The sequence below is a fragment of the Thalassotalea litorea genome (genome assembly GCF_005843925.1).
GTDB lineage: Bacteria > Pseudomonadota > Gammaproteobacteria > Enterobacterales > Alteromonadaceae > Thalassotalea_A > Thalassotalea_A litorea_A.
In genome coordinates, this window is the sequence record NZ_VCBC01000021.1 from 13,539 (window position 1) to 34,289 (window position 20,751).

Sequence of the window (20,751 nt, forward strand, 5' to 3'; positions counted from 1 at the left end):
ATGTATGGGCGCAGTCGCCGACAGAGTTCTAACTTAACAACCGTCCAACTTGCGACATTTCTTATTGAATGTCAGTTAGCTTCTTTATCAAATCACACAGATAGATGATTTTTATATTTGATAGTTGTCGATAATCAAAATAAGGACAGACGATTAAGTTTTGGCTTTCGCTAATCGCAAATTCTTCGTTCAGCCACACAAGATTAGGTATTGCCAGCGTTTTAGCGTAGGTTCGCCCCATAACAATACGAATGCTTGCATCTGGATACAGATCAAAATCTGGCTTTGAAAACAACAGCACCGTTTGGCTTTGACATTGCAAAAGTTGTTGGTCACGATATTGTTGCCAACTCGAAAAGTCCTTCGATATGCCGCTAAACTCATTAGGCGCGCCTTGCATCCCTGCCAAAGCATAGACAAATTTTGCATAAACATTGAATACCTTACGCCAGCCGTTGCCACAAGCGTTACCGATCATTTCAATCTCAGAATTTCTCAGCGGTTTTACCTGGGAAAGTTCCGATAAATCGTCATGTTGTGGAACATTGGCAATGTAAACTTGCAGCGATGCATGGGGATCACCAAGCCCATATGGGCAGACGGTAGATGGGCTATCAGGTATATTCATATTCAATTTTTCTTGGCTAAGCTCAACCAAGAGTTGCATTATCTCTATAAGGTTAATATCGTTGATGGTAAATAATCGTACTGATTTCACCACAATTTCACCGATGAAGGAATAGATTACTTGCTGATACGCAAAAGGATAACGCATTGAACATACTTGTAATCGAAGACAATCAAACCATCGCTAAGCAAATGGTTGAATTTCTATCTGGCCATCAATATCAAGTGGATTATGCGGATAACGGTACCCTTGGTGAGCATTTAGCGTTATCCAATATCTACGATGTTATTTTACTCGACTTAAACCTGCCGGACATTGATGGTTTAGATCTTTGCACACAGATAAAATCAAAAGCCAATTATAATCCTCCCATATTAATGTTAACCGCCAGAGACAGCTTTAAAGATAAAGCTGCGGGATTTCACCAGGGCGCGGACGACTATCTGACGAAACCCTTTGACTTACGAGAGCTGCCTTTACGTTGTGAAGCTCTCGCCAGACGCCATAATCTGCACCGTTCAAAAGTTCTAACCCATGGCGAGATAACCTTAGATCTCGACTCAAAAACGGCGACAAGAAAAGGACAACCATTGTCCCTTACAGGTATTGGTTTTAAAATATTGAAAATATTGATTGATGCGCACCCTCAGCCCGTTTCCCGCTCAATGCTAATTCATAAACTCTGGGGCGATTTCCCTCCAGCGAGCGACGCGTTAAAATCCCATATCTATGCACTGCGTAAATCCTTGGATAAACCTTATTATAAGCCTTTACTCACGACGCTTAATCATATTGGCTTTAAGCTGGAACGCTCAAAAACTGATGACACAAACACCAACGATTGAACAGGAAAACAAATCATGAGTTTCAGGCTTTCAGGGATTAAGCAACAGACCCTACTCATCATGGTAAGTTTTGCCATAGGATTGACGGTGTTGTATCTGGGACTGTCAATTATTACAGCCTTCATTGTCGAAGACACCATGATTAGCAAAGTGATGAAGCGTCAGGCCCAAAACATTTCTCAGCAATACAACTTAAATGGTACTTTACCGCCATTGGATGAGTCGATATTTACTCTCTACACCGACGAGCAATCGATGCCAAAATGGTTGCAACACGCGGTAAAAAAGCAATCTGATGATCAGGAAATATTCACCGAAGACAACCACCACTATCATTACATGGCCATTTATTTGAGCGAAGAATCAAAAGGCTATCTGATCGCGGAAGTGTCCTCATGGCTGGTGGTGTCAAATCAGCCAAAAGTCTTTCTAATTTATATCGTTGGATTGGTTATTGCCTTATTAATAGCGATATTTCTGGCGTTTCACTTAACCCGCTACATCGTCAGCCCTGTTCTCATGCTCACTCGAGCGGTTGAAGAAAAACAGAGTATTGAGAGCAACGCTCGAATGCCGCACTTAAAGCATGAATTAGGTTATTTATCAGATTCCATGCAAATGAGCTTCGACCGCCTTGATCAAGCCTTGCTCAGAGAACAAAATTTTACCAAGGATGTCAGCCATGAATTACGTACACCACTGACGGTACTTACAAATACCGCCACCTTAATGGCGCAGCGTGGCTGCAAGCAACAAGATATCGAAGATATTCACACCGCCACCCAAAAGCTAAGTCAGCTTGTTGAACAATTATTTGTATTGGCACGGGGTGAATCCCATGAATCGCAACGGTGCCTGGTAAAACCAATGATCGAGCAAGCGTTATTGTCATTGTTAGAAACGGATATCGGTGAATGGGATATTCGTTTAACCATCGACGACCAACAATACCTTCAGGCACCGTCAGCACTATTGAATATTCTCATCCGTAACCTTATTGAAAATGTATTTCGTCACGCCAGCGCCAAACGTATAGATATTGTATGGCACCAACAAACGTTAACGATTGCTAACCCAATTGTTGAAAGTCTGCCGGATAACCTTACCCACTCTCAAGTAAAATCAACCGCAAGCAATGGGCTTGGCCAAGGATTATTTCTGGTGCAGCGGATCTGCCAGCAATGCCATTGGCAGTTAACCACAACGATGACAGAGGGGTGTCGCAAACAATTTATGATCGCCATAGACTTTTCCAACCAATATTAGTTAATGAATTTCACCTGAAATTCACCTTAACCTGGTTATCCTCATTACAACTTAGGAGGAAACATCATGTTAAAAAAACTTTTCATTACCTTGGGCATTGTTGTCAGTATCATCGGCATATCCACCGTTAGTGGTTATTACTGGTTAAAAGGCGTGATCCCAAAACAGGATTATGCAGCTTTAAAAGCCAGTAAAGCTCAAGACATCCCTTATCTGCAACAACAAATCACACCGTCACGGGGAAAAATCCTCGCTGTAGTTACCAGCATTGATACGATGGGTGAGAGCGGTAAAAGTACGGGCTATGAACTTACGGAGTTGGCCCGGGCATACTGGGTATTTAGCATTAATGGCTATGAAGTCGATATTGCCAGTACCGAAGGTGGTAAGCCTCCGGTTGTGATTGATGGCGATGATATGGGCGCGTTTGACTATGCCTTTTTAAATGACGATATCGCTCAGCAAAAAGTTGCCAACTCGTTACATATCGATAACGTTAGCAGCGAAGATTATCAGGCGGTCTATTTCGTTGGCGGTAAGGGTGCGATGTTTGATTTCCCTGATAATCATGCGTTGCAACAACTGGTAAAAGAGCTTTTTCAGCAAGATAAAGTCATTGCGGCGGTATGTCACGGCCCGGCGGCTTTAGTGAATGTTAGGCTAGACAATGGTGAATTTTTAATCGCCAATAAACAAATGAGTGCATTTACCAACGAAGAAGAGTTGTTTTTAATCCCTAATGCCGAGCAAATATTTCCTTTTTTACTGGAATCGAAATTGCTGGAAAATGGAGCCGATTTTGAAGGTGGCACCGCTTATTTGGAACAAGTAAGTCGTGATGGTAACTTAATCACAGGACAAAATCCCTGGTCGGTATGGCCATTAGCTGAAGAGATCATTATCGCGTTGGGACATAAGCCTGTGCCCAGACTACCAACCAATGAAGAAACCAGTATCGCGTTATTGGGCAGCTATGAACAAAACGGCTTTCATTATAGTAAGCAACGGATACTCAACAGCAGTGAAAACTATCAGACAACGTTAGTGTTAATGCACGGTATTCTGGCGATGATGAAATTTGAAATCCGTAAAGGTATCGAACTTATGCGTCTTGCCGATTTGATCAGCGATCAACAGACATAAACAGATATGTGGTTCCTACCTTTCTTTAACTATGCAGACAATCAACGCCCTGACAAAGGACGTTGATTGTCATAAATTGAGTAGATTATAAAGTCGCTAACTATCCTTAGGATCCCAGGCAAATGGTTGAAATGGTTTGTCCACAGGAGTGTCGGCAATATGGTTGGTGTAGTTACTCATCACCTTCATGGCGATGCCAAGAATAATTTCGAGAAGTTGTTGCTGACCATATCCCGCATCATAAAAACGTTTAACCTCATCGTCACTTATGTGACCTCGGTTTCTAACCAGAATCAATACCGTATCCTGCAGTGCCTGCAGTTTGTCATTTGGCATCGGCTGACGGTTTCGTAATGCTTCGGTTAAGGCCGGATCAACCTTCATCGAGTGGGCAATGCCGGTATGGGCAGGCACACAATAATGGCATTCATGTTCAACATTGACGGTTTGCCAAACTACGGTAAGCTCCTCAGCGTCGAAGGAAGTTTGCTCGAACAATTTGCCAAGTTGCTGGTACCCTTCCAATAAACCTGGAGCTTCCGCCATCACGCCGTGGAGGTTGGGTATCATCTGATAAGCTTGTTGCGATGCCTCTAGCAGAGGCTTACTTTTCTCAGGGGCAGTTTCCAGATTATGAATGGTGAATTTACTCATGGGTTTTCCTATAAAGGTTTATACAAATTGTACAAGAATGTCATCCATAGCCGCGACTAAAGCTGCATTCTTTTCTGCGTTTTGCGCGTCGCTATGGGGCTTGGCAAATTGACCGCTGTCGTTATCAAAATATTTCCCCGATGCATCATTAAATTCGTCCGATAACGCCGCGCGACACAAAATATCGGCGCCGATAGACAGATCACCGCCTGCAACACCATAAGCTTCTTTAACCATTTTGCTGCCCAGAAACGATGCGGGGTTAACGGCGATTATCGCAGGCCCAGCATCTCGCAACTGATCCGCGAGATGTTTTGACCACATAGTTATTGCCAGCTTACTCTGCGCATAAGCACCATTGTCATCCAGCGCTTTTTTCCCCTGTAACGCCTGTAAATCAACGCTTGTCTGTGCCGCCGAGGACAGGTTTACCACGCGCCCCCGGTTATCCATTCTCGACAGTAACGCTTTGGTCAACACGTACGGTGCTAAAGTATTAACCACAAACCTGACATCAAGATCATCAGCAGTGATACTTTGCGGTACCTTAAAAACGCCAGCATTATTGATGATGACATCGAGATGCTGATGATGCTCTGCAATATTATCTGCCAATTCAGTAACATCTCTGAAACTCGACAAATCGGCAACGTAAGCCTCAACATCCGCTATCGGATATTCGGCCTTTAATTCGCTAATGATATGCGCGAGCTTAGCCTCATTGCGGCCATGCAATAATAAATGGTGTCCGTCAGAGGCCAGTTTCTGCGCCGTTTGCAAACCGATACCATCGGTGGCTCCTGTTAACAAAATCACTTTTTTCATCGTTACTCTCACAATGTGTTGTCAATAATCACTTTCCCCATGGCTTTGCCACTGTTCAGAAAGTCCTGTGCTTCACCAGCCTGTGCTAATGAAAACACATTGTCATCAACCACAGGCTTTAATCCGTCAGCATCAGCAATTTCAGCAAGGTGTTGGAGGATTTGACCATGTTCCTCGCGTCTGACGTTATGGATCATTTGAATAAGCATAAACACCACATGTAGCGACAGTCCTTTCATATGCGCTAGCGATAAATCCAACTCCACGAGTGCAACTGTACTAGCGATCTGGCCGTTTAACGCGGCAGCTTCAAAGGAGTTCAGCATATTTTCGCCACCGACCGAATCGAAAATCAACTCGAATCCTGCTCCACCTGTATGCTTGGCCACATAATCGGCTACGGATTCGGTCGTGTAGTTAATTCCCGTAGCCCCCAGGCTTTCAATCATCTGCAATTGCTTGTCTCCGCCACCGGTCGAAAAGACTTTGCCACCAAAGTAATTCGCCAGCTGAATGGCAATATGACCAACACCACCACTGCCGCCGTGGACCAAAACACGTTGCCCTTGAGTGATACCAGCGCGTTGCAAACCTTCGTAGGCAGTAATACCTACTAAGGGAATGGCGGCCGCTTCACGCATTGATAAAGATTTCGGTTTGTGGGCGATCAGCTTGGCATCTGCTAGTATAAATTCTGCTAACGTTCCGGATAAATCCCCTAAACCGCCGGCACAACCATACACTTCATCACCGACGTTGAATCCAGAAACATTGTCACCCACTTCTTCAACAGTACCCGCAAAATCCATACCTAAGATGGCTGGCAATGGCGGCGCAAACGGTAAATCTGTGCCCATCGCTCGGATCATGGTATCAACCATATTAACGCTACTTGCGGCAATGTTAATCAACAGGTGTCCGGGTTTCACCTGCGGCTTTTCTACATCGGCCATTGCAAACACATGACTATCACCAAAACTACGAATAAGGTTGGCTTTCATTTCAGATTCCTCATTTATGATTTGCTTGAAGATTAGTATATTTACGTGCAAAACATTAACAATCTGCGATATTCTATAAGCAGTTTTTAGTTTTTATTGAAAGTGCTATGAACATAGACCATTTGAAATTATTCGTTCGACTGGCAAACACTCATAATATTAGTTCAGCTGGCAAGGAATTGGGGCTTTCTCCTGCGGTTGCCAGCTCGTATTTAAATAAGCTTGAGTTGGAACTCGGCACCCGCTTGCTTAACCGCACTACTAGAAAAGTTTCATTGACCGAACAAGGCCAGGCGTTTTTACCACACGCTTTGGATGTGTTAGATCAGGTAGAAGCGGCCAGAGCCTCCGTCGGTGTGGGTAAAAAAACGCCCCAGGGGACATTGCGAATCGCGGCTCCCGCCTCGTTTGGTCGCATGCATATCCAGCCAGCACTGAAAGCCTTCCTGGAAAAGTTTCCAGATTTAACCCTAGATTTAAGACTTTCGGATACTATGGTAAATTTGGTCGAAGGAGGGTTCGATATCGCCATTCGTAATGCCGCCCTCCATGATTCCACACTGATTGCCCGTAAATTAGCCCCTGATACGCGGATTCTGGTCGCATCACCTGATTATCTTAAAAAACATGGCGAACCAGAATCTCCTCAAGACTTAACTGCTCATTGGTGTGTCAATCTTATTGGTTTGGAGAATTGGGTGTTTAGCGATAACGGTAAGAGTTATTCCGTTCGACCGACAGCACGATTACGAGTTGATGATGGTCAGGCGATGCGCGATGCCTGCATTGATGGTTTAGGGATCAGTGTATGTTCTACCTGGATTGCCTATCAGGCTTTGGAAAACGGCGAATTAGTTCAAGTATTAAAAGACTATCAATTAACCTCTGACACCGATATCTGGGCGGTGTATCCCAGTGCTCGATTACTGGCGCCTAAAGTTAGAGCCTTTATCGATTTTTTCGCCGAACGATTCGGGGATAAGCCTTACTGGGATAAAATTTAAGCAGAATTTTACATAGTAAAATCTAGCTATCCAATTTTATCCCGGGTGACAGCCAAAGATCTAAGCGGAATAAAATTTGCGCTGAAAATTTTATTCCAGGTGACAGCCAAAATTTAAAAAAACAAATTTTGTCAGGGTGACATGAGGCGATAGACAACAACGCCTCAAGCTGACAATCGCGAAAAACACATCGCGATAAGCTGACAAACTAAAAGCTCGGATGGATAAAATCTAGCTAGCCAATTTTATCCTGGGTGACAGAGGCGATAAACGACATCGTCTCAAGCTAACAATCGTGAAAAATACATCGCGATAAGGTGACAAACTAAAATCTCGGTTGGATAAAATTTGCGCTGAAAATTTTATTCCAGGTGACAGCCAAAATTAACAAACAAATTTTGTCAGGGTGACATGAGGCGATAGACAACAACGCCTCAAGCTGACAATCGCGAAAAAGACATCGCGATAAGCTGGCAAACTAAAAGCTCGGATGGATAAAATCTAGCTAGCCAATTTATCCTGGGTGACAGAGGCGATAAACAACAACGCCTCAAGCTGACAATCGCGAAAAACACATCGCGATAAGGTGACAAACTAAAAGCTCGGATGGATAAAATCTAGCTAGCCAATTTATCCTGGGTGACAGAGGCGATAAACGACATCGTCTCAAGCTAACAATCGCGAAAAATACATCGCGATAAGCTGGCAAACTGGGCCCTTCGTTGTCACCCTTTGGCACCGTGCAGAATTATATATTCTGCATTGTCACCGTGCAGGGCCTTTATCCTGCACTGACACCTTTAAAAGCGGACACCTTTTAAAGCGGACACCTTTTAAAACGCGGATTAACTAAACCGCGTTTGCAAGTAATCAAACACCGCTCGTATACCAAACGCTTCACCGCCTTTCGGTCGACCTGGTAAGGCGCGAATATTGTAGGCCATCACATCAAAGTGACACCAATCAATATCATCTGGCAAGAATTTTTGTAAGTATAGGGCTGCGGTAATCGCACCACCAAATGGGCCAGAGGCACAGTTACTGAGATCGGCAATATCGCTTTGCAACATGTTCATATACGGTTGGTGTAGTGGCATCCGCCAAACAGGATCCTGATTGGTTAATCCCGCATCGGTGATGCCTTGAGCGGTAGCATCTTTGGTGGCAAAAAAACCCGGAAGTTCTGTCCCGAGGGCAACTCGCATCGCACCGGTTAACGTCGCAAAATCGACGATAAGCTCAGGCGCATCTTCTAATGCAACATCTAATGCATCGCACAATACCAGACGGCCTTCGGCGTCAGTATTATCAATTTCCACGGTCAATCCGTTACGGGTGGTAATAACGTCCCCGGGTCGGAACGCATTACCCGCAATGGCATTTTCAACGGCGGGGATCAATACCCGTAAATTAACATTGAGATTAAAAGCCATGATCATCCGGGCCAGCCCGAGTACATGGGCAGCGCCGCCCATGTCTTTTTTCATTAATCGCATACCTGCGGCGGGTTTTACATCCAATCCACCACTGTCAAAACACACGCCTTTCCCCACTAACGTGAGTTTCGGTGCCTGTTTATCGCCCCAGCGGATATCCAGTAATCTGGGTTGATGCTGACTGGCACGACCCACCGCGTGTATGGTCGGGTAGTTTTCGGTAAGTAAGTCATCACCAACAACTTCACTAAACTCAGCGCCAAACTCAACGGCGAGCTGAGCACTGACTTCAGACAAATGCTGCGGCATCATATCTTGGGCCGGAGTGTTTACCAGATCTCTGACAAGTGCGGTTGCTTTGGCCAGCTCTGTTGCCTTATCGACTATGGTCTGGTCGCCAACGGCGAGAACAGGCAAAGCCTGCTTAGAAGATTTATAACGTTCGAACCGATAGGTACCGGTTAAAAATCCAAACGCAATCGCGATTTTATCGTCATCATTGGCATACAAAAAATATTGTCCCGCTGGCAACTGATTCGCCAAATCACCACAGGCAAAAAACTCACGGCTATCTTTTACCGCAAATACCACACACGCAATATTACCATCGGCTGACGGGATCAAGCTCATGCCCTTGCCCTCAAAACCAGTCGCGGTTAACCATTGCACCACATTAGGTTGTTGTTTTTGCAACCAGGCCTGATAGTCCTGATGATTAATGACATGTAAGGCAATGCCCTGATTTTCGGCATTTAATAATGACATAAACAGATTCTCTGTAGAGGATAAAATTGGCTTTATCTTAGCAGTTAAGATGGCGCTGGAAAAGTTGCGGCAACCGCGTTGTGTAAAAGCATAGCGATTTCACCGATAGTGCCATCGTTGTATTAAAAATTGTGCTATTGCTAGCCAATGTCTATTACGTATTTAGGAGGGTGTAGTCAGGAGGAAACGACGCATAATATGTCTGGATATCAATGCTACAAAACCGTTACTATACTTCGTCAATCCGACGCAAAAGTTGATCGGCTTTTTCTAAAATCGACGTTTGTTGTTCAGCCGTTTTCTTTTGCCAGTTTGCATAAACCATGCGGGTACGGGGATTGGCTGAAAATTTATCGATATTGCTGCTCATAAAGTGCCAGTACAATGCATTTAAAGGACAGGCATTATCGGTATCAATCTCCCTTACCTCATAGTGACAATCACCACAATAATCACTCATTTTGTTGACATAATTACCACTGGCAGCATAAGCCTTGGAACCAACAATCCCGCCATCGGCGAATTGACTCATTCCTCGGGTGTTTGGAAGTTCTACCCATTCAATGGCATCCACGTAAATCCCTAAATACCAGGCATCGACCTGATTTGGATCGATTCCTGCAATCAAACAAAAATTTCCGGTGATCATTAACCGTTGAATATGGTGTGCATAGGCAAAGAGCAAGGATTGGGAAATGGCATGGTGCAAGCAGCGCATTTGGGTTTTTCCGGTCCAGAACCAGTCTGGTAATGTCCGTGAAGCCTGCAATGTATTCAAGCTCGCATATTGCGGCATATTGGCCCAGTAAATGCCGCGGATAAACTCTCGCCAGCCAAGGATTTGGCGCACAAAACCTTCTACCTGAGACAAGCTGATCTGCGCTTGATTAAGCTGATAGCATTGAACCACTCGATCGATGACTTCCTGCGGCGACAGCATTTTACTGTTCAGCGAAAAAGACAGACGGGAATGAAACAAACTCCATTGCTTATCCTCACCAAAAGGGTCAAGTTTGTCGGTCATCGCATCTTGAAACGTACCAAAGTTCGGCAGGCAAAAACGACAAAAATGCTCCAGTAGTTCTAGAGACTGTTGACTATTAACCGGCCATAACAGCCTATCCTGCGCCTCCCCTAAAGTCTGGACTTGGTGTCGGGTCAATCGCGTTAGAATGTCACTGACATCGTTGGCGAACATACAAGGTTCGGGCACTGTCTTTAAATCATCAGGCTTTAATTTATTGCGATTGTCTTTGTCGTAATTCCACAGTCCTCCTTCGGGCTCATCGCCTTGCATCAAGACATTGAAACGGCGCCGCATTTTTCGATAAAACGCTTCCATCTGATGGCGCTTTCCCGATTCAAAATGTTGCGATAACTGAGCATCATCGATAAAAAAATGCTCTGTCGAAACCGCACGGTAACGAATGGCCAGCGAGCGGGAAAAATCCGCGAGTTGACGGCGAAGACGGTACTCGTCCGGCAATTGATATTGAAACTCCTGAATTTGATACTGTTCACAATAGTGGCGAAGCAAATCGGGCAAATCGTTAAAGCGTACCGTATCATCGAGGGTCAAATGAACGACGTCGAAATCCAATTGCCGCAAGCCATTAGCAAAATGTTCCATCGCAGAGAAAAAAGCGCAAATTTTTTGCACATGATGACGTACATAATCGGTTTCCTGGTGAAGTTCTGCGATAATGTAGAGCGTGTCACAGTCCACATTTTGATACCAAGAATGGCCGGCGTTTAGCTGATCCCCAAGTATTAGCCGTAAACGTTGATAACGAGTTTTCATCATTGCCTCCTCGCTTTTTGCCTATCGTCGTTAAAACTGGCGCGCTTAACCGAATTGCTAAGGACCTTCATGTTGCGCATACCAGCACAACGTTTTGAGCAATATTTCACCTTGTCCCAATCGCGTTCCCATTTTTTGCGCCACTCAAAGCAACGTTGACACACTGGACAAAGTTTAGAAGCATTGTTCGCTGCCCGCATTATCGTTCACCTTCCGGCATTATTGGCCAATCAACCATATCGACCGAATCAAGCGATGCACCATCACCTCTCCCCTGCCAGGTTTCAATAAATACGCCATCTGGGTCAAACATCTGCGTTTGTTTTTGTAAATTGAAATGCCGACCGCCGCGGGGATCAACACCAACGCCCGCAATGTATTGCCAATTTCCCCAGTTACTCGCAACATCATAGTCGATTAACTGTTGCTGAAAATACGCCGCACCGTAACGCCAATCGATGCCAAGTTCATTAACCAGGCAGCTAGCCACCAATTGTCTGCCTCTGTTGGACATAAATCCGGTCGAATTTAATTGCTGCATACAAGCATTCACAATGACATATGGCGTATTGCCTTGACACCACTTTGCAAACCGCTCCGGGAAGAAACTGGTCAAAGGCGCTGAGCGAGCTAATCCGCGAAAGCGGAACAGTCGCTGTTCAAGCATCAACGCCAACCATTGGAAGTACTCACGCCATAACAATTCAAAGTAAATCCAATAAGTGGATTCATTAACGCCATGATCCTGCTCATACTGTTTTAAGTGGTAATAAATCTGGCGAGGGGAGATATTACCGATGCCAAGGTACGGGCTGAACCCAGTACTGTTAAAACGGCCATCGAGTGCATTTCGGGTATTTTTATAGGTCGACGCAGCGCCGCTGGCAAAATAATCCAGCATATGTTGCCATCCAGCGGTTTCGCCACCCCGATATTGGTATGGGGAATGGTTTAATTGGCGGTTATTTAGTTGACGTTCGCTAGGATGGCTATTGCTAGATTGACTATCGCTCGGTTGGATTTTGTCAGGCTGGCCTATGTCCGCTTGACAAGGGATGGGATCCTGCGGATGCGCAGCGTCACGTTGGCAAAGTGAAACCCTCTGCGTCTGAGTTAACAAGGATAAAGATTGTTTATCGGCAATGACACTTTCAATATCTACAGATTTAACGGGCCGGGCGTTGAAGGATTGCACGTTGAAGGCTTGTGCGACAAACGGGAGTACCCCCGCTTTTTCTACTTTTTTGCGAAAATAACTGAAGCTCTTCCAGCCTTGCTGTTTATCTGGCAGTGCTTGAGCGGATCGCAATTGCGCCGGGGTGTAAAGCGTATGGGACCAATCTGTCAGAAGAGCAACCCGAGAGTGTGCTTTTAAGACGGTATTGCGCTGATGACGTTCAAATAAACCGATAGGATTTGCCATGGCCAAGGTGTCAAAGCCAGCGTACTTGAGCAAGCTGGTTAGTGCATTGACTGGCGACCCGAGCACCACGTTTAGCACATGGCCATAGGATTGAAGCTGAACTTCCAGATCGCGCAAAGCCTGGCAAGTAAATTGCCAACGTATCGCCCCCATGGGCAATTGCTGGTAATTGGTTGGTTTGAACCACAGGGGATCAACAACATAGATGAAGGCTATTTCATGACTTTGGTCGACCGCGTCTTGCAGTAACTGGTTGTCTGCCAAGCGTAAATCATGAGTAAAACAATATAGCGTTTTTCGCATTGGCACCGGACTTTTGAAGGATCATAACAATGTTTACGAACCTACCGCCGGAAAAGATTAGGTAGCCCTTTAGAACTCAACTGGTGAGCATAGTCAATTTGGAACCTAGATAAGCGTGGCAACTACCAAAGATTGCTTGTATTACAAACACAGAAACGTATGGAAAAGCACATTTCTCGCATACAGAGTGAACATCAAGATCAACGCCCGGTCTTTGCGCGATAACAAGTTAATGTTCCAGCGTCACCCATTCCCATATACCTTCAATGAATCCAAGGGCGGCGCATGCAAGGCTCACATCAAGACAAAAAAATCACCGAGGCTCCCCCCAGAAATACCATAAAGCCGACCACATCAGTAATGGTGGTTAATATGACAGACCCCGCCAAGGCAGGATCAATACCAACCCGATCGAGTAATCTGGGGATCACAATACCGCAAATGGATGCTACCAACATATTAATGATCAGTGCCAGGGCAAGAATGATCGCAACCAGGGGATTATCAAACCATACATAGGCAATCGCACCGACAACCAGCGCCCATACCAGGCCATTAAGTGCGGCAACAATAACTTCTTTACGGCGCAAATAGTTGAAGTTAGAACTGTTTAATTGCCCCGTGGCGATACCGCGGATTGCCAGCGTTAGCGTTTGACTGCCGGTGATCCCGCCCATACTGGCAACAATCGGCATTAAAACGGCGAGTGCAACGACTTCAATCAACACCTTATCAAACAAGCCGATCACCGCCGAGGCCAAAAATGCGGTAAGTAAATTGATGCCGAGCCAAACCGCTCGACGTCTGGCGCTGAGCAATATTGGCGCATACAAATCTTCGTCGCTCACCTGCCCCAAATGGGCCAACTGGCTTTCATAATGCTCCTGAAAAACGTCCAATGCATCCTGAATGGAAAAGTTACCAACAAATCGCCCCTGTTCATCAACCACTGGCAGTAATGACCGTTGACTACCACGCACAAGGTTAGATGCCTCTAACAAGGATAAATTCGACGAAATACAGGTATCGGCTTTATGCACTAACTCATTGATGGTTTGCGCCCCTTCAGCGGCAAGCAACTCATTAATAAACACTTCGCCAACATAAGTGCCATGGCCATCAATAACCACATAAGCATGGCTGTCTTGAAAATGTTCTTCCGTTTTTAATTCCTGCAGTACATCATTGACTTTGGCTGCGGATGCGATGGTATAAACATCCTGATTTGCATACCTACCCACTTGGTCGCTGGTATAACTTAACGATGTTTCTACCTGACTTTGTGAATCCGGAGCCAGTTTCTTGATCAGGCGGACAATGGTTTTTTCCGGAAGTGAATCAAAGATTTCGACCACTTCCGTGTTACTCCCTGTAACCACAGCTTCTTCAATATTGGTTTGGGATAACTCCGATAAAAAATGGCCTCGAGCGTCTTCGCGCATTTCCGAAAGCACGCTACTTTTCAGCTCCGCTGGCACCGATTGCCAAAGCAATAAACGTTGAGAATTCAATAAGCTTTCGAATATTGACGCCCACTGATAAGCATTTAGCCCCTGAAACGTTTCAGGCAGCATAAAATCCGAAGATGTCAGTTCGTTAATTAACTCATCGATATCGATATTTAAAGCCTGGTTATCATTCATCACTCTCACTCACTCGTTGCCATTTTTTCAGTCTTTAACTCGAATTCTCGCCACAATGTTAGCAAATCACTGGTGAGCTTTTGCTCAATCTCAAATGCCTCGCCGGTTGGACAAAACAGGCTAAAACTTACCTTTATACGCCCTAATTCTGTGGTAGAAATATGGATATCCGGTTCAGGTCCGGAAATTTTCACATCCAACCGATTCTCAATCAGCGCGTTGTAACGCTCAGCGACCTCATTAAAGTCCTGACAATAAATCGCTGCCTTTTCTAATAAAGCCGGCTTTAAAAGAAATGGATTCACCTCGGTATTTTCTTTCACCACGGAAAAAGTGTGATTAACGTAACGACGCATGAAATTCAGGTTTTTCAATGACGACGTCATAAACTGATTATTGGGAATAAACACACTTTTACCGGTATAACCGTACGTGGCAGGGTCGACTTCCAGTAAAATGACCTTCGCCCAGTCAGTCTCAGATACTTCGCCCGTATGATCGCCAATTTTGATCCAGTCGCCAATACGAAAAGGTGCGGTGCTCTGGATATAGATAAAGCCGATAAAACATTGAATGATTTCCTTAGTGACCAAGACGATGGCAACGACAAACGCCGCGACAGAGAGCGCAAATTTTTGCAACTCTACGCTCCACACAACAAAAATCGCGATAACCATCAACAGGTTAAGAATATTCTTTATGGTATTTAAGGTATGTCGATTATCTGCACCGGTGCGGTTAGACTTTGCTTTAAGGCCCCGTGTAACTAAGGTTTTCAATAACCAGCAAAACATCACGATTAACAAGGTTATCAGCAATTTTGAATGCATTAAAAATATCCGTTTAATAAAAAAGAGCGGCGTAGTAAATTCAAATAGGTGTTTATCTCACAAGAACTATAATCCATTGTAATTAATTGAATTACATAAATATATTTGAATTTGAAAATACCTGTTATGGAAACTGGCTGGCCGTATAAACAGTGGCTATGGATGCAACCTTTTCGAACCAGCCCGGAACGCTAATACGGCGAACTATTATTCTTCGCTTTTGATTTGATTCAGAGCCATTTTTTCGATCTCTTCGATGCTTTTGAACTGACTATGCTCATAGTATTTAAGCTCTAAATTAATACATTCCAACAACAAATTTTTATCCAGATAGTCCTTGGACTGCATACTGATGCAATACTCATACACTTCTTTGACAAACTCCGTGTCAATGGTGCTTGTTTGTTCATTCGCCAGCGTTGATGTTGATGCGACGAATAACGGCAATAAAAAATATAGCTTTTTCATGGTCTTCTCCTATAAAAGCGCCGCCAGCATAAGAAGTTAGCGATTAAATCACCAACGAATTATTTCTATGGATAAGACAAATAATTTTGCGAATACGGGCTAAATCAAAGCACGAGTTTACCGGACAAGCTTCAGAGTCACTGAATTCTGGCAAACAGTTTTCGAAATTCATTCACCAGTAATTCATGACTGCTGTTTTTTCTAAACACCATATAGATCGGCCTTTTTATTTGTAGCGGTGATTCAATCAGGAATAGGGATTTATCATTGATAAAGTCGTCTATCAGGGATGTTGGCAGATACGCGAAACCGCCTTTAGAAAGAATCAGCTCCAGAGCTATCATAGCCGTAGAGGTTTTAAAGCTCGGTAGTACCTTGTGGTGCAAAGCATGCTCTTTTTGAAAGGTGATCCCCCAATCAACGAGTATGTAATCATCGACACTGGCGCTAAACTCGGACCGGTTGCCGACTAAAGATAAATCAAAGTGACCGATTAATTCGTTGACAAAGTCATCGTCCTTAATAGGATCCGTTAATAACCCGACATCCAATGTTCGTTCATCAAGCTTGCGCTGGATTGCTTCGCGCACGGAAATCTCAGTGCCCAATACTAACGTATCAAAAAGCTCTAAAGCCTCGTGAATTCGCGAGCTAAAAAATGCATCCCAGACATTAGGGGTCGCTGCAATGTTGAACGACAGTTTTTGTTGATCGGCGATGGAAACACTGAGTTTCGATTGTTCCATTTGACTGACGAGAAGATGGGCATGGGCCAGCAAGGCTTCTCCCGCAGGCGTTAAGCGTAAATTGTTTTTCTCACGAATCAATAACTGCGTTGCGTAAAACTCTTCCAGTTGCTTGATTCTGGCACTGACGGCAGCCTGAGTGATATATAAGGTTTCAGCTGCTCGCCCAAAATGCTTATATTCTGCTACGGCAAGAAAGGTTTTATATACTCTTAAGTCCATGTTGTTCGCCACAAATATTTAATTACCCCCAAAGTAAATAAATATTGTCTTTACGACAAATATTTTTTGATTTTCTTTTATAAAATTTTCTCCTAGATTCAACTCAATTGGTATTAGTTACCCATTACTCAGTTTCAATACTCGGTTGTTTTCTTTTCAACAGGAAGCGAATTGTCCGGCCTTCTGTTGATTAAAGAATTGTTAAGTCAATCTGTACAGGAGAATCACATGCAGACCACGATTCGCAAAGGAAAATCACCTTTTTATGGTGAGCAGTCATTTGTCCATGGCATATCAAGAAGCGGCTATTTTAATCGCCGCGAATCACAGGAATTACAGGAATACGGAAAAACGTTTCAGGATTTACATGGCGGTACCTTGGCGCCAGAAAACGAAGAAGAGCTTCGTTTTGTTCAAGACATGCAAACCCATGATGAAAGTTCCCTTTACCCTGTGCGCTTATGGAAAAAATATTTAGCCGCGGTAGAGAAAAATAGATCTTTCCACAGTTTTTCGAGAAGCAATGGCAAACCAGAGACGTGGCAAACACTTCAAGAAGGATTCGCGTAAAGGTTAAAATAAATTCCATGTTTAATAAGCAATATTTTTGTTATCGATAAAAATTATTAGCAAGCATATTTCAATTATTTTCTATATGCTCCGCGACAATTTATATCGCTGCTACCATACAGTTGTTTAACTCGCTTAACATTAAGGCTAAGCCTATGAAAATTTGCTTTATTATGTACCCATGGGATCGTGTGGATCCAGAAAGCGACTCCACCCTTCGCTTAATTCACGAATGTGTTAAACGGGGCCATACGGTGGCCCTGTCGACCGTCAATAACCTCACCATACGCGACAGCGTAGCCAGTGCTTTTTGTGAAGTGTTCACAAAGAAAAATAAATGTTCGGATAATATCCCGAGTTTTTACAAAAATGCTGATTTCAAGCGAGCACAACTGCCTCTAGCGGGCTTTGACGCAATCATCATGCGGGCCAATCCTCCCTTAGATACATTGGCGCTAAACTTTCTCGATTCAGTTCGTGGCGATACCTTCATCATGAATGATCTCGATGGTCTGCGTATTGCCAATAATAAAATCTACACCGCATCGTTTCAGGATACGGCGAGTGAATTTATTCCGGCAACCCATGTATCTAAAAACCGAGATTACCTGGAACGTATATTTCAAGAATCCGATTCTGATCGGATGATCCTTAAACCTCTGGATGGATTTGGCGGTCGCGGCGTTATAGTTCTGGAAAAAAGTGCCAAGCAAAGTTTCAAATCTTTGCTCGATTTTTACATTGGTGGTGATGAGCATGGTAAAGGCAGCAATTACGTGATTTTACAGGATTATGTGGAAGGCGCCCAGGAAGGTGATGTGCGAATATTGATGCTTAATGGGGAACCAATTGGCGCGATGAAGCGCATCCCTGCCTCTGATGATGTCCGCTCAAATGTTCATGCCGGAGGTTCGGTGGTGAAACACAAATTAACGGCACAGGAGAAAAAACTGTGCAAATACATCGGGCCAAAGTTGGTTCGTGATGGTTTGTATTTCACCGGAATTGATGTCATTGGTGGCAAGTTAATCGAAGTGAATGTGTTAAGCCCGGGTGGCATAGTGCGGATAAATAAACTTAACCGAGCGAAATTGCAGGCACAGGTTGTCGACTTTGTTGAGAGTGTGGTCCACGCCAAAGAACTGGTGATGAGCCGAAAAAATGAATTTCGTCAGGTGATCGAAGATGCTAATGCTATCTGAACAAGCATGTATTGCCCGTATCAAGAATCGAGAATGTTTCCACGCTGAAGTTGCTGACGGCGCATTCATCGTTAAAATTGACGAGTATACGCCAGTCATTTGCGCTGCGATCCACAATGGCCATCGTCTTCGTGATGAGTTACAAAAAAGCTTTTTGCTAACGAAACAGGAGCGTTATTTTGAGGAAGATCCTTACACTGACGAGCTTATTTCGTCATTTCCGATTCAACTGATCGGTAATGATTCACGCTTTGAATATGATTTAAATCGCGCAAAAACCCTGTCGACTTACTTTAAAACCGCCTGGAATAAGCAGGTTTGGCATAAACCCCTGAGCCAAAAGCAACGGAGTAAGAGTCATCGCAAGCATCAGTCTTTTTATAATGTTCTGGAAGCGATTATCGAAGTCATAGAAACAGAATTTAAAAATGCCATCGTCTTTGACATTCATTCATACAATTACAAGCGTATTGAAAAAGACACGCCTACGTTTAATATCGGATCCGGACAAATTGATGTTGAACGATGGGGCCGTGTGGTCAATTATTTTGAAAAGCAGCTCAATCAAATAGAGTTGCCGAATCTTAAAGTCAGAGCGGCAACCGATGAAATTTTCCATGGCCGAGGCTACTTGATTACCCATGTAAATTCGCATTTTGACAATACCTTGGTATTACCAACTGAGGTAAAAAAAGTATTCATGGATGAAACATCAGGAGACGCTTATCCTTTAGTACTGGAAGAATTAAAAGCTGGGTTTAAAGATGCCATTTCCGAAACCGCGGCTTACTTTATGCGTCGTTATGGCTCCAAAAAAAGTGTTCGCAAAGCCGATATTCTGTCATCCAATATCGGTGCAGAAGTGATCAACCTTGATAAACAATTGTATAGCCTGAGTCGTCACATAGAAACACTCAATTTCATTAATCCGGTGAACCTGACAGCGCAACGAAATAAATTTTTAAAGCGCAATAGCTATCTATCGCCGGCGTTTACTTATCGACAATTAGATATTGATCCCTATAGCTTTCGGGAACAACTGTACAAGCTTCCCGTGGACAATATTCTCGATGCCGGCATTGCCCAATTATACCGGCACGTTATCGACAATCTAGCAAACAAGATAGACTTATTAACTTCGATTGGCACCGATGATTTTATATACAATTCATTGAAATACTATGGTGAGCCAAGTCAGACCGACATTGCCAACGCTCGATTTTTATTGCATTTAAAGCCCGAAAACAATGATGATGAACAATATCTGTCTGCCGATCAGGCGGTTGCATATTTTCGCCAACAGGCATCTGATTGGGGACTAAAATGCCGAGTTGAGAAATCAGCGAAAATTGTCGCCAAAGCCATGGTGAATAATGACAAAGCACTGCTTTTGATCAACAAAGATGCCAGTTTTAGCAACAAAGAGATCCATGCATTTGCCTACCATGAATTGGGCATACATATGTTGACCACAATTAATGCCAAGCAACATCCCCTAAAAGTATTTAGCCTGGGGTTGGCTGGCAATACCTATACCCAGGAAGGACTGGCGTTATATAGTGAATACTGCTCAGGGAGCCTGACCATTGCCCGATTACAAACCATTGCATTACGGGTGATCGCGGTCAAATACATGCTAGAGCATAATGATTTTGTCAAAACCTATCATGCATTGCTTAATGAGTTTGAGTTAGACAAAGCCTTTGCGTTCACCTTAACAACCCGGGTATATCGCGGCGGTGGCTTTACCAAAGACTTTCTGTACTTGAGAGGCTTTCGCGACGTTCTGGCACTGGCCAAACAAGGCTCCATTGACAATCTTCTGGTAGGTAAAACCGGATTACTGGATTTTGATGTCATCAATGAGCTCGTCGAGCGAGGGATGGTTAATAAACCGAAATCACTGTTTGATTTAAGTTACAAGGAAAGTGGCGATACCGTTCTCGACTTCATCGTAAACTCATTGTATTAGATTG

18 protein-coding genes and 1 pseudogene are annotated in these 20,751 nt (G+C 44.0%); 7 read left to right on the top strand and 12 right to left on the bottom strand.

Features of this window, described 5'->3' with window-relative positions:
• Nucleotides 1-61 precede the first annotated feature (61 nt).
• Nucleotides 62-775, bottom strand: a complete 714-nt coding sequence (locus FE810_RS16030; protein WP_306416985.1) for a DUF6942 family protein — start codon at nt 773-775, stop codon at nt 62-64.
• Here FE810_RS16030 and FE810_RS16035 point away from each other — a divergent pair.
• The 3 genes from FE810_RS16035 (at nt 775) to FE810_RS16045 (ending at nt 3,882) form a co-directional block, all read left to right on the top strand.
• The gene (locus FE810_RS16035; RefSeq protein WP_246037083.1) at nt 775-1,473 is read left to right on the top strand and encodes a response regulator transcription factor; all 699 of its coding nucleotides are present in this window, start codon (nt 775-777) and stop codon (nt 1,471-1,473) included. The two genes, FE810_RS16030 and FE810_RS16035, sit on opposite strands and share 1 nt — an antisense overlap.
• Before the next feature lie 15 nt (nt 1,474-1,488).
• Nucleotides 1,489-2,739, top strand: coding sequence for a sensor histidine kinase (locus tag FE810_RS16040; protein WP_138321521.1), 1,251 nt, complete (start codon nt 1,489-1,491; stop codon nt 2,737-2,739).
• A 66-nt stretch (nt 2,740-2,805) separates the two neighbouring features.
• Nucleotides 2,806-3,882: a type 1 glutamine amidotransferase domain-containing protein gene (locus FE810_RS16045; RefSeq protein WP_138321523.1), complete on the top strand. Its 1,077-nt coding sequence runs from the start codon at nt 2,806-2,808 to the stop codon at nt 3,880-3,882.
• A 96-nt stretch (nt 3,883-3,978) separates the two neighbouring features.
• On the opposite strand, the gene FE810_RS16050 is transcribed toward FE810_RS16045, so the two are convergent.
• The 3 genes from FE810_RS16050 to FE810_RS16060 are packed head-to-tail and all read right to left on the bottom strand — an operon-like array spanning nt 3,979 to nt 6,362.
• A complete protein-coding gene (locus FE810_RS16050; protein WP_138321525.1) occupies nt 3,979-4,536 on the bottom strand; it encodes a carboxymuconolactone decarboxylase family protein in 558 nt (185 codons plus the stop codon).
• Between the two features lie 18 nt (nt 4,537-4,554).
• Nucleotides 4,555-5,361 carry an SDR family NAD(P)-dependent oxidoreductase gene (locus tag FE810_RS16055; protein WP_138321527.1) on the bottom strand — a complete coding sequence of 269 codons (807 nt, stop codon included), beginning with the start codon at nt 5,359-5,361 and terminating at the stop codon, nt 4,555-4,557.
• An 8-nt stretch (nt 5,362-5,369) separates the two neighbouring features.
• Nucleotides 5,370-6,362, bottom strand: a complete 993-nt coding sequence (locus FE810_RS16060) for a zinc-dependent alcohol dehydrogenase family protein (RefSeq protein ID WP_138321529.1) — start codon at nt 6,360-6,362, stop codon at nt 5,370-5,372.
• A 107-nt stretch (nt 6,363-6,469) separates the two neighbouring features.
• On the opposite strand from FE810_RS16060, the gene FE810_RS16065 reads away from it, so the two are divergent.
• Nucleotides 6,470-7,366 (top strand): LysR family transcriptional regulator, encoded by an 897-nt coding sequence (locus FE810_RS16065; protein WP_138321531.1) that lies wholly within the window; start codon nt 6,470-6,472, stop codon nt 7,364-7,366.
• Nucleotides 7,367-8,211: 845 nt separating this feature from the next.
• Here the strand turns inward: FE810_RS16065 and FE810_RS16070 are convergent.
• From FE810_RS16070 to FE810_RS16105, 8 genes and pseudogenes are all read right to left on the bottom strand, one after another.
• Entirely contained in the window at nt 8,212-9,567 is a 1,356-nt protein-coding gene (locus FE810_RS16070; RefSeq protein ID WP_138321533.1) for a leucyl aminopeptidase family protein, read from the bottom strand.
• Nucleotides 9,568-9,796: 229 nt separating this feature from the next.
• Entirely contained in the window at nt 9,797-11,368 is a 1,572-nt protein-coding gene (locus tag FE810_RS16075; protein ID WP_138321568.1) for a cryptochrome/photolyase family protein, read from the bottom strand.
• Between the two features lie 74 nt (nt 11,369-11,442).
• A pseudogene (locus FE810_RS17245) lies at nt 11,443-11,568 on the bottom strand (DUF2256 domain-containing protein); the annotation flags it as partial.
• Complete coding sequence (locus FE810_RS16085) at nt 11,568-13,094, bottom strand: DASH family cryptochrome (RefSeq protein WP_138321537.1); 1,527 nt, start codon at nt 13,092-13,094, stop codon at nt 11,568-11,570. The gene FE810_RS16085 and the pseudogene FE810_RS17245, both read right to left, overlap by 1 nt.
• 299 nt (nt 13,095-13,393) lie before the next feature.
• Entirely contained in the window at nt 13,394-14,737 is a 1,344-nt protein-coding gene (locus FE810_RS16090; protein WP_246037084.1) for a magnesium transporter, read from the bottom strand.
• Nucleotides 14,738-14,742: 5 nt separating this feature from the next.
• Entirely contained in the window at nt 14,743-15,567 is an 825-nt protein-coding gene (locus tag FE810_RS16095) for a mechanosensitive ion channel family protein (RefSeq protein WP_138321541.1), read from the bottom strand.
• 207 nt (nt 15,568-15,774) lie between these two features.
• Nucleotides 15,775-16,035: a hypothetical protein gene (locus FE810_RS16100; protein ID WP_138321543.1), complete on the bottom strand. Its 261-nt coding sequence runs from the start codon at nt 16,033-16,035 to the stop codon at nt 15,775-15,777.
• A gap of 137 nt (nt 16,036-16,172) precedes the next feature.
• A complete protein-coding gene (locus tag FE810_RS16105) occupies nt 16,173-17,003 on the bottom strand; it encodes a LysR family transcriptional regulator (protein WP_138321545.1) in 831 nt (276 codons plus the stop codon).
• Between the two features lie 228 nt (nt 17,004-17,231).
• Here FE810_RS16105 and maoP point away from each other — a divergent pair, with 228 nt between their 5' ends.
• From maoP to FE810_RS16120, 3 genes are all read left to right on the top strand, one after another.
• Nucleotides 17,232-17,573, top strand: coding sequence for a DUF413 domain-containing protein (maoP, locus tag FE810_RS16110; RefSeq protein WP_138321547.1), 342 nt, complete (start codon nt 17,232-17,234; stop codon nt 17,571-17,573).
• A gap of 155 nt (nt 17,574-17,728) precedes the next feature.
• Nucleotides 17,729-18,775, top strand: a complete 1,047-nt coding sequence (gene gshB / locus FE810_RS16115; RefSeq protein WP_138321549.1) for a glutathione synthase — start codon at nt 17,729-17,731, stop codon at nt 18,773-18,775.
• Entirely contained in the window at nt 18,759-20,747 is a 1,989-nt protein-coding gene (locus FE810_RS16120) for a flavohemoglobin expression-modulating QEGLA motif protein (protein ID WP_138321551.1), read from the top strand. Before gshB ends, FE810_RS16120 begins: the two co-directional genes overlap by 17 nt.
• The last annotated feature ends 4 nt before the right edge of the window (nt 20,748-20,751 follow it).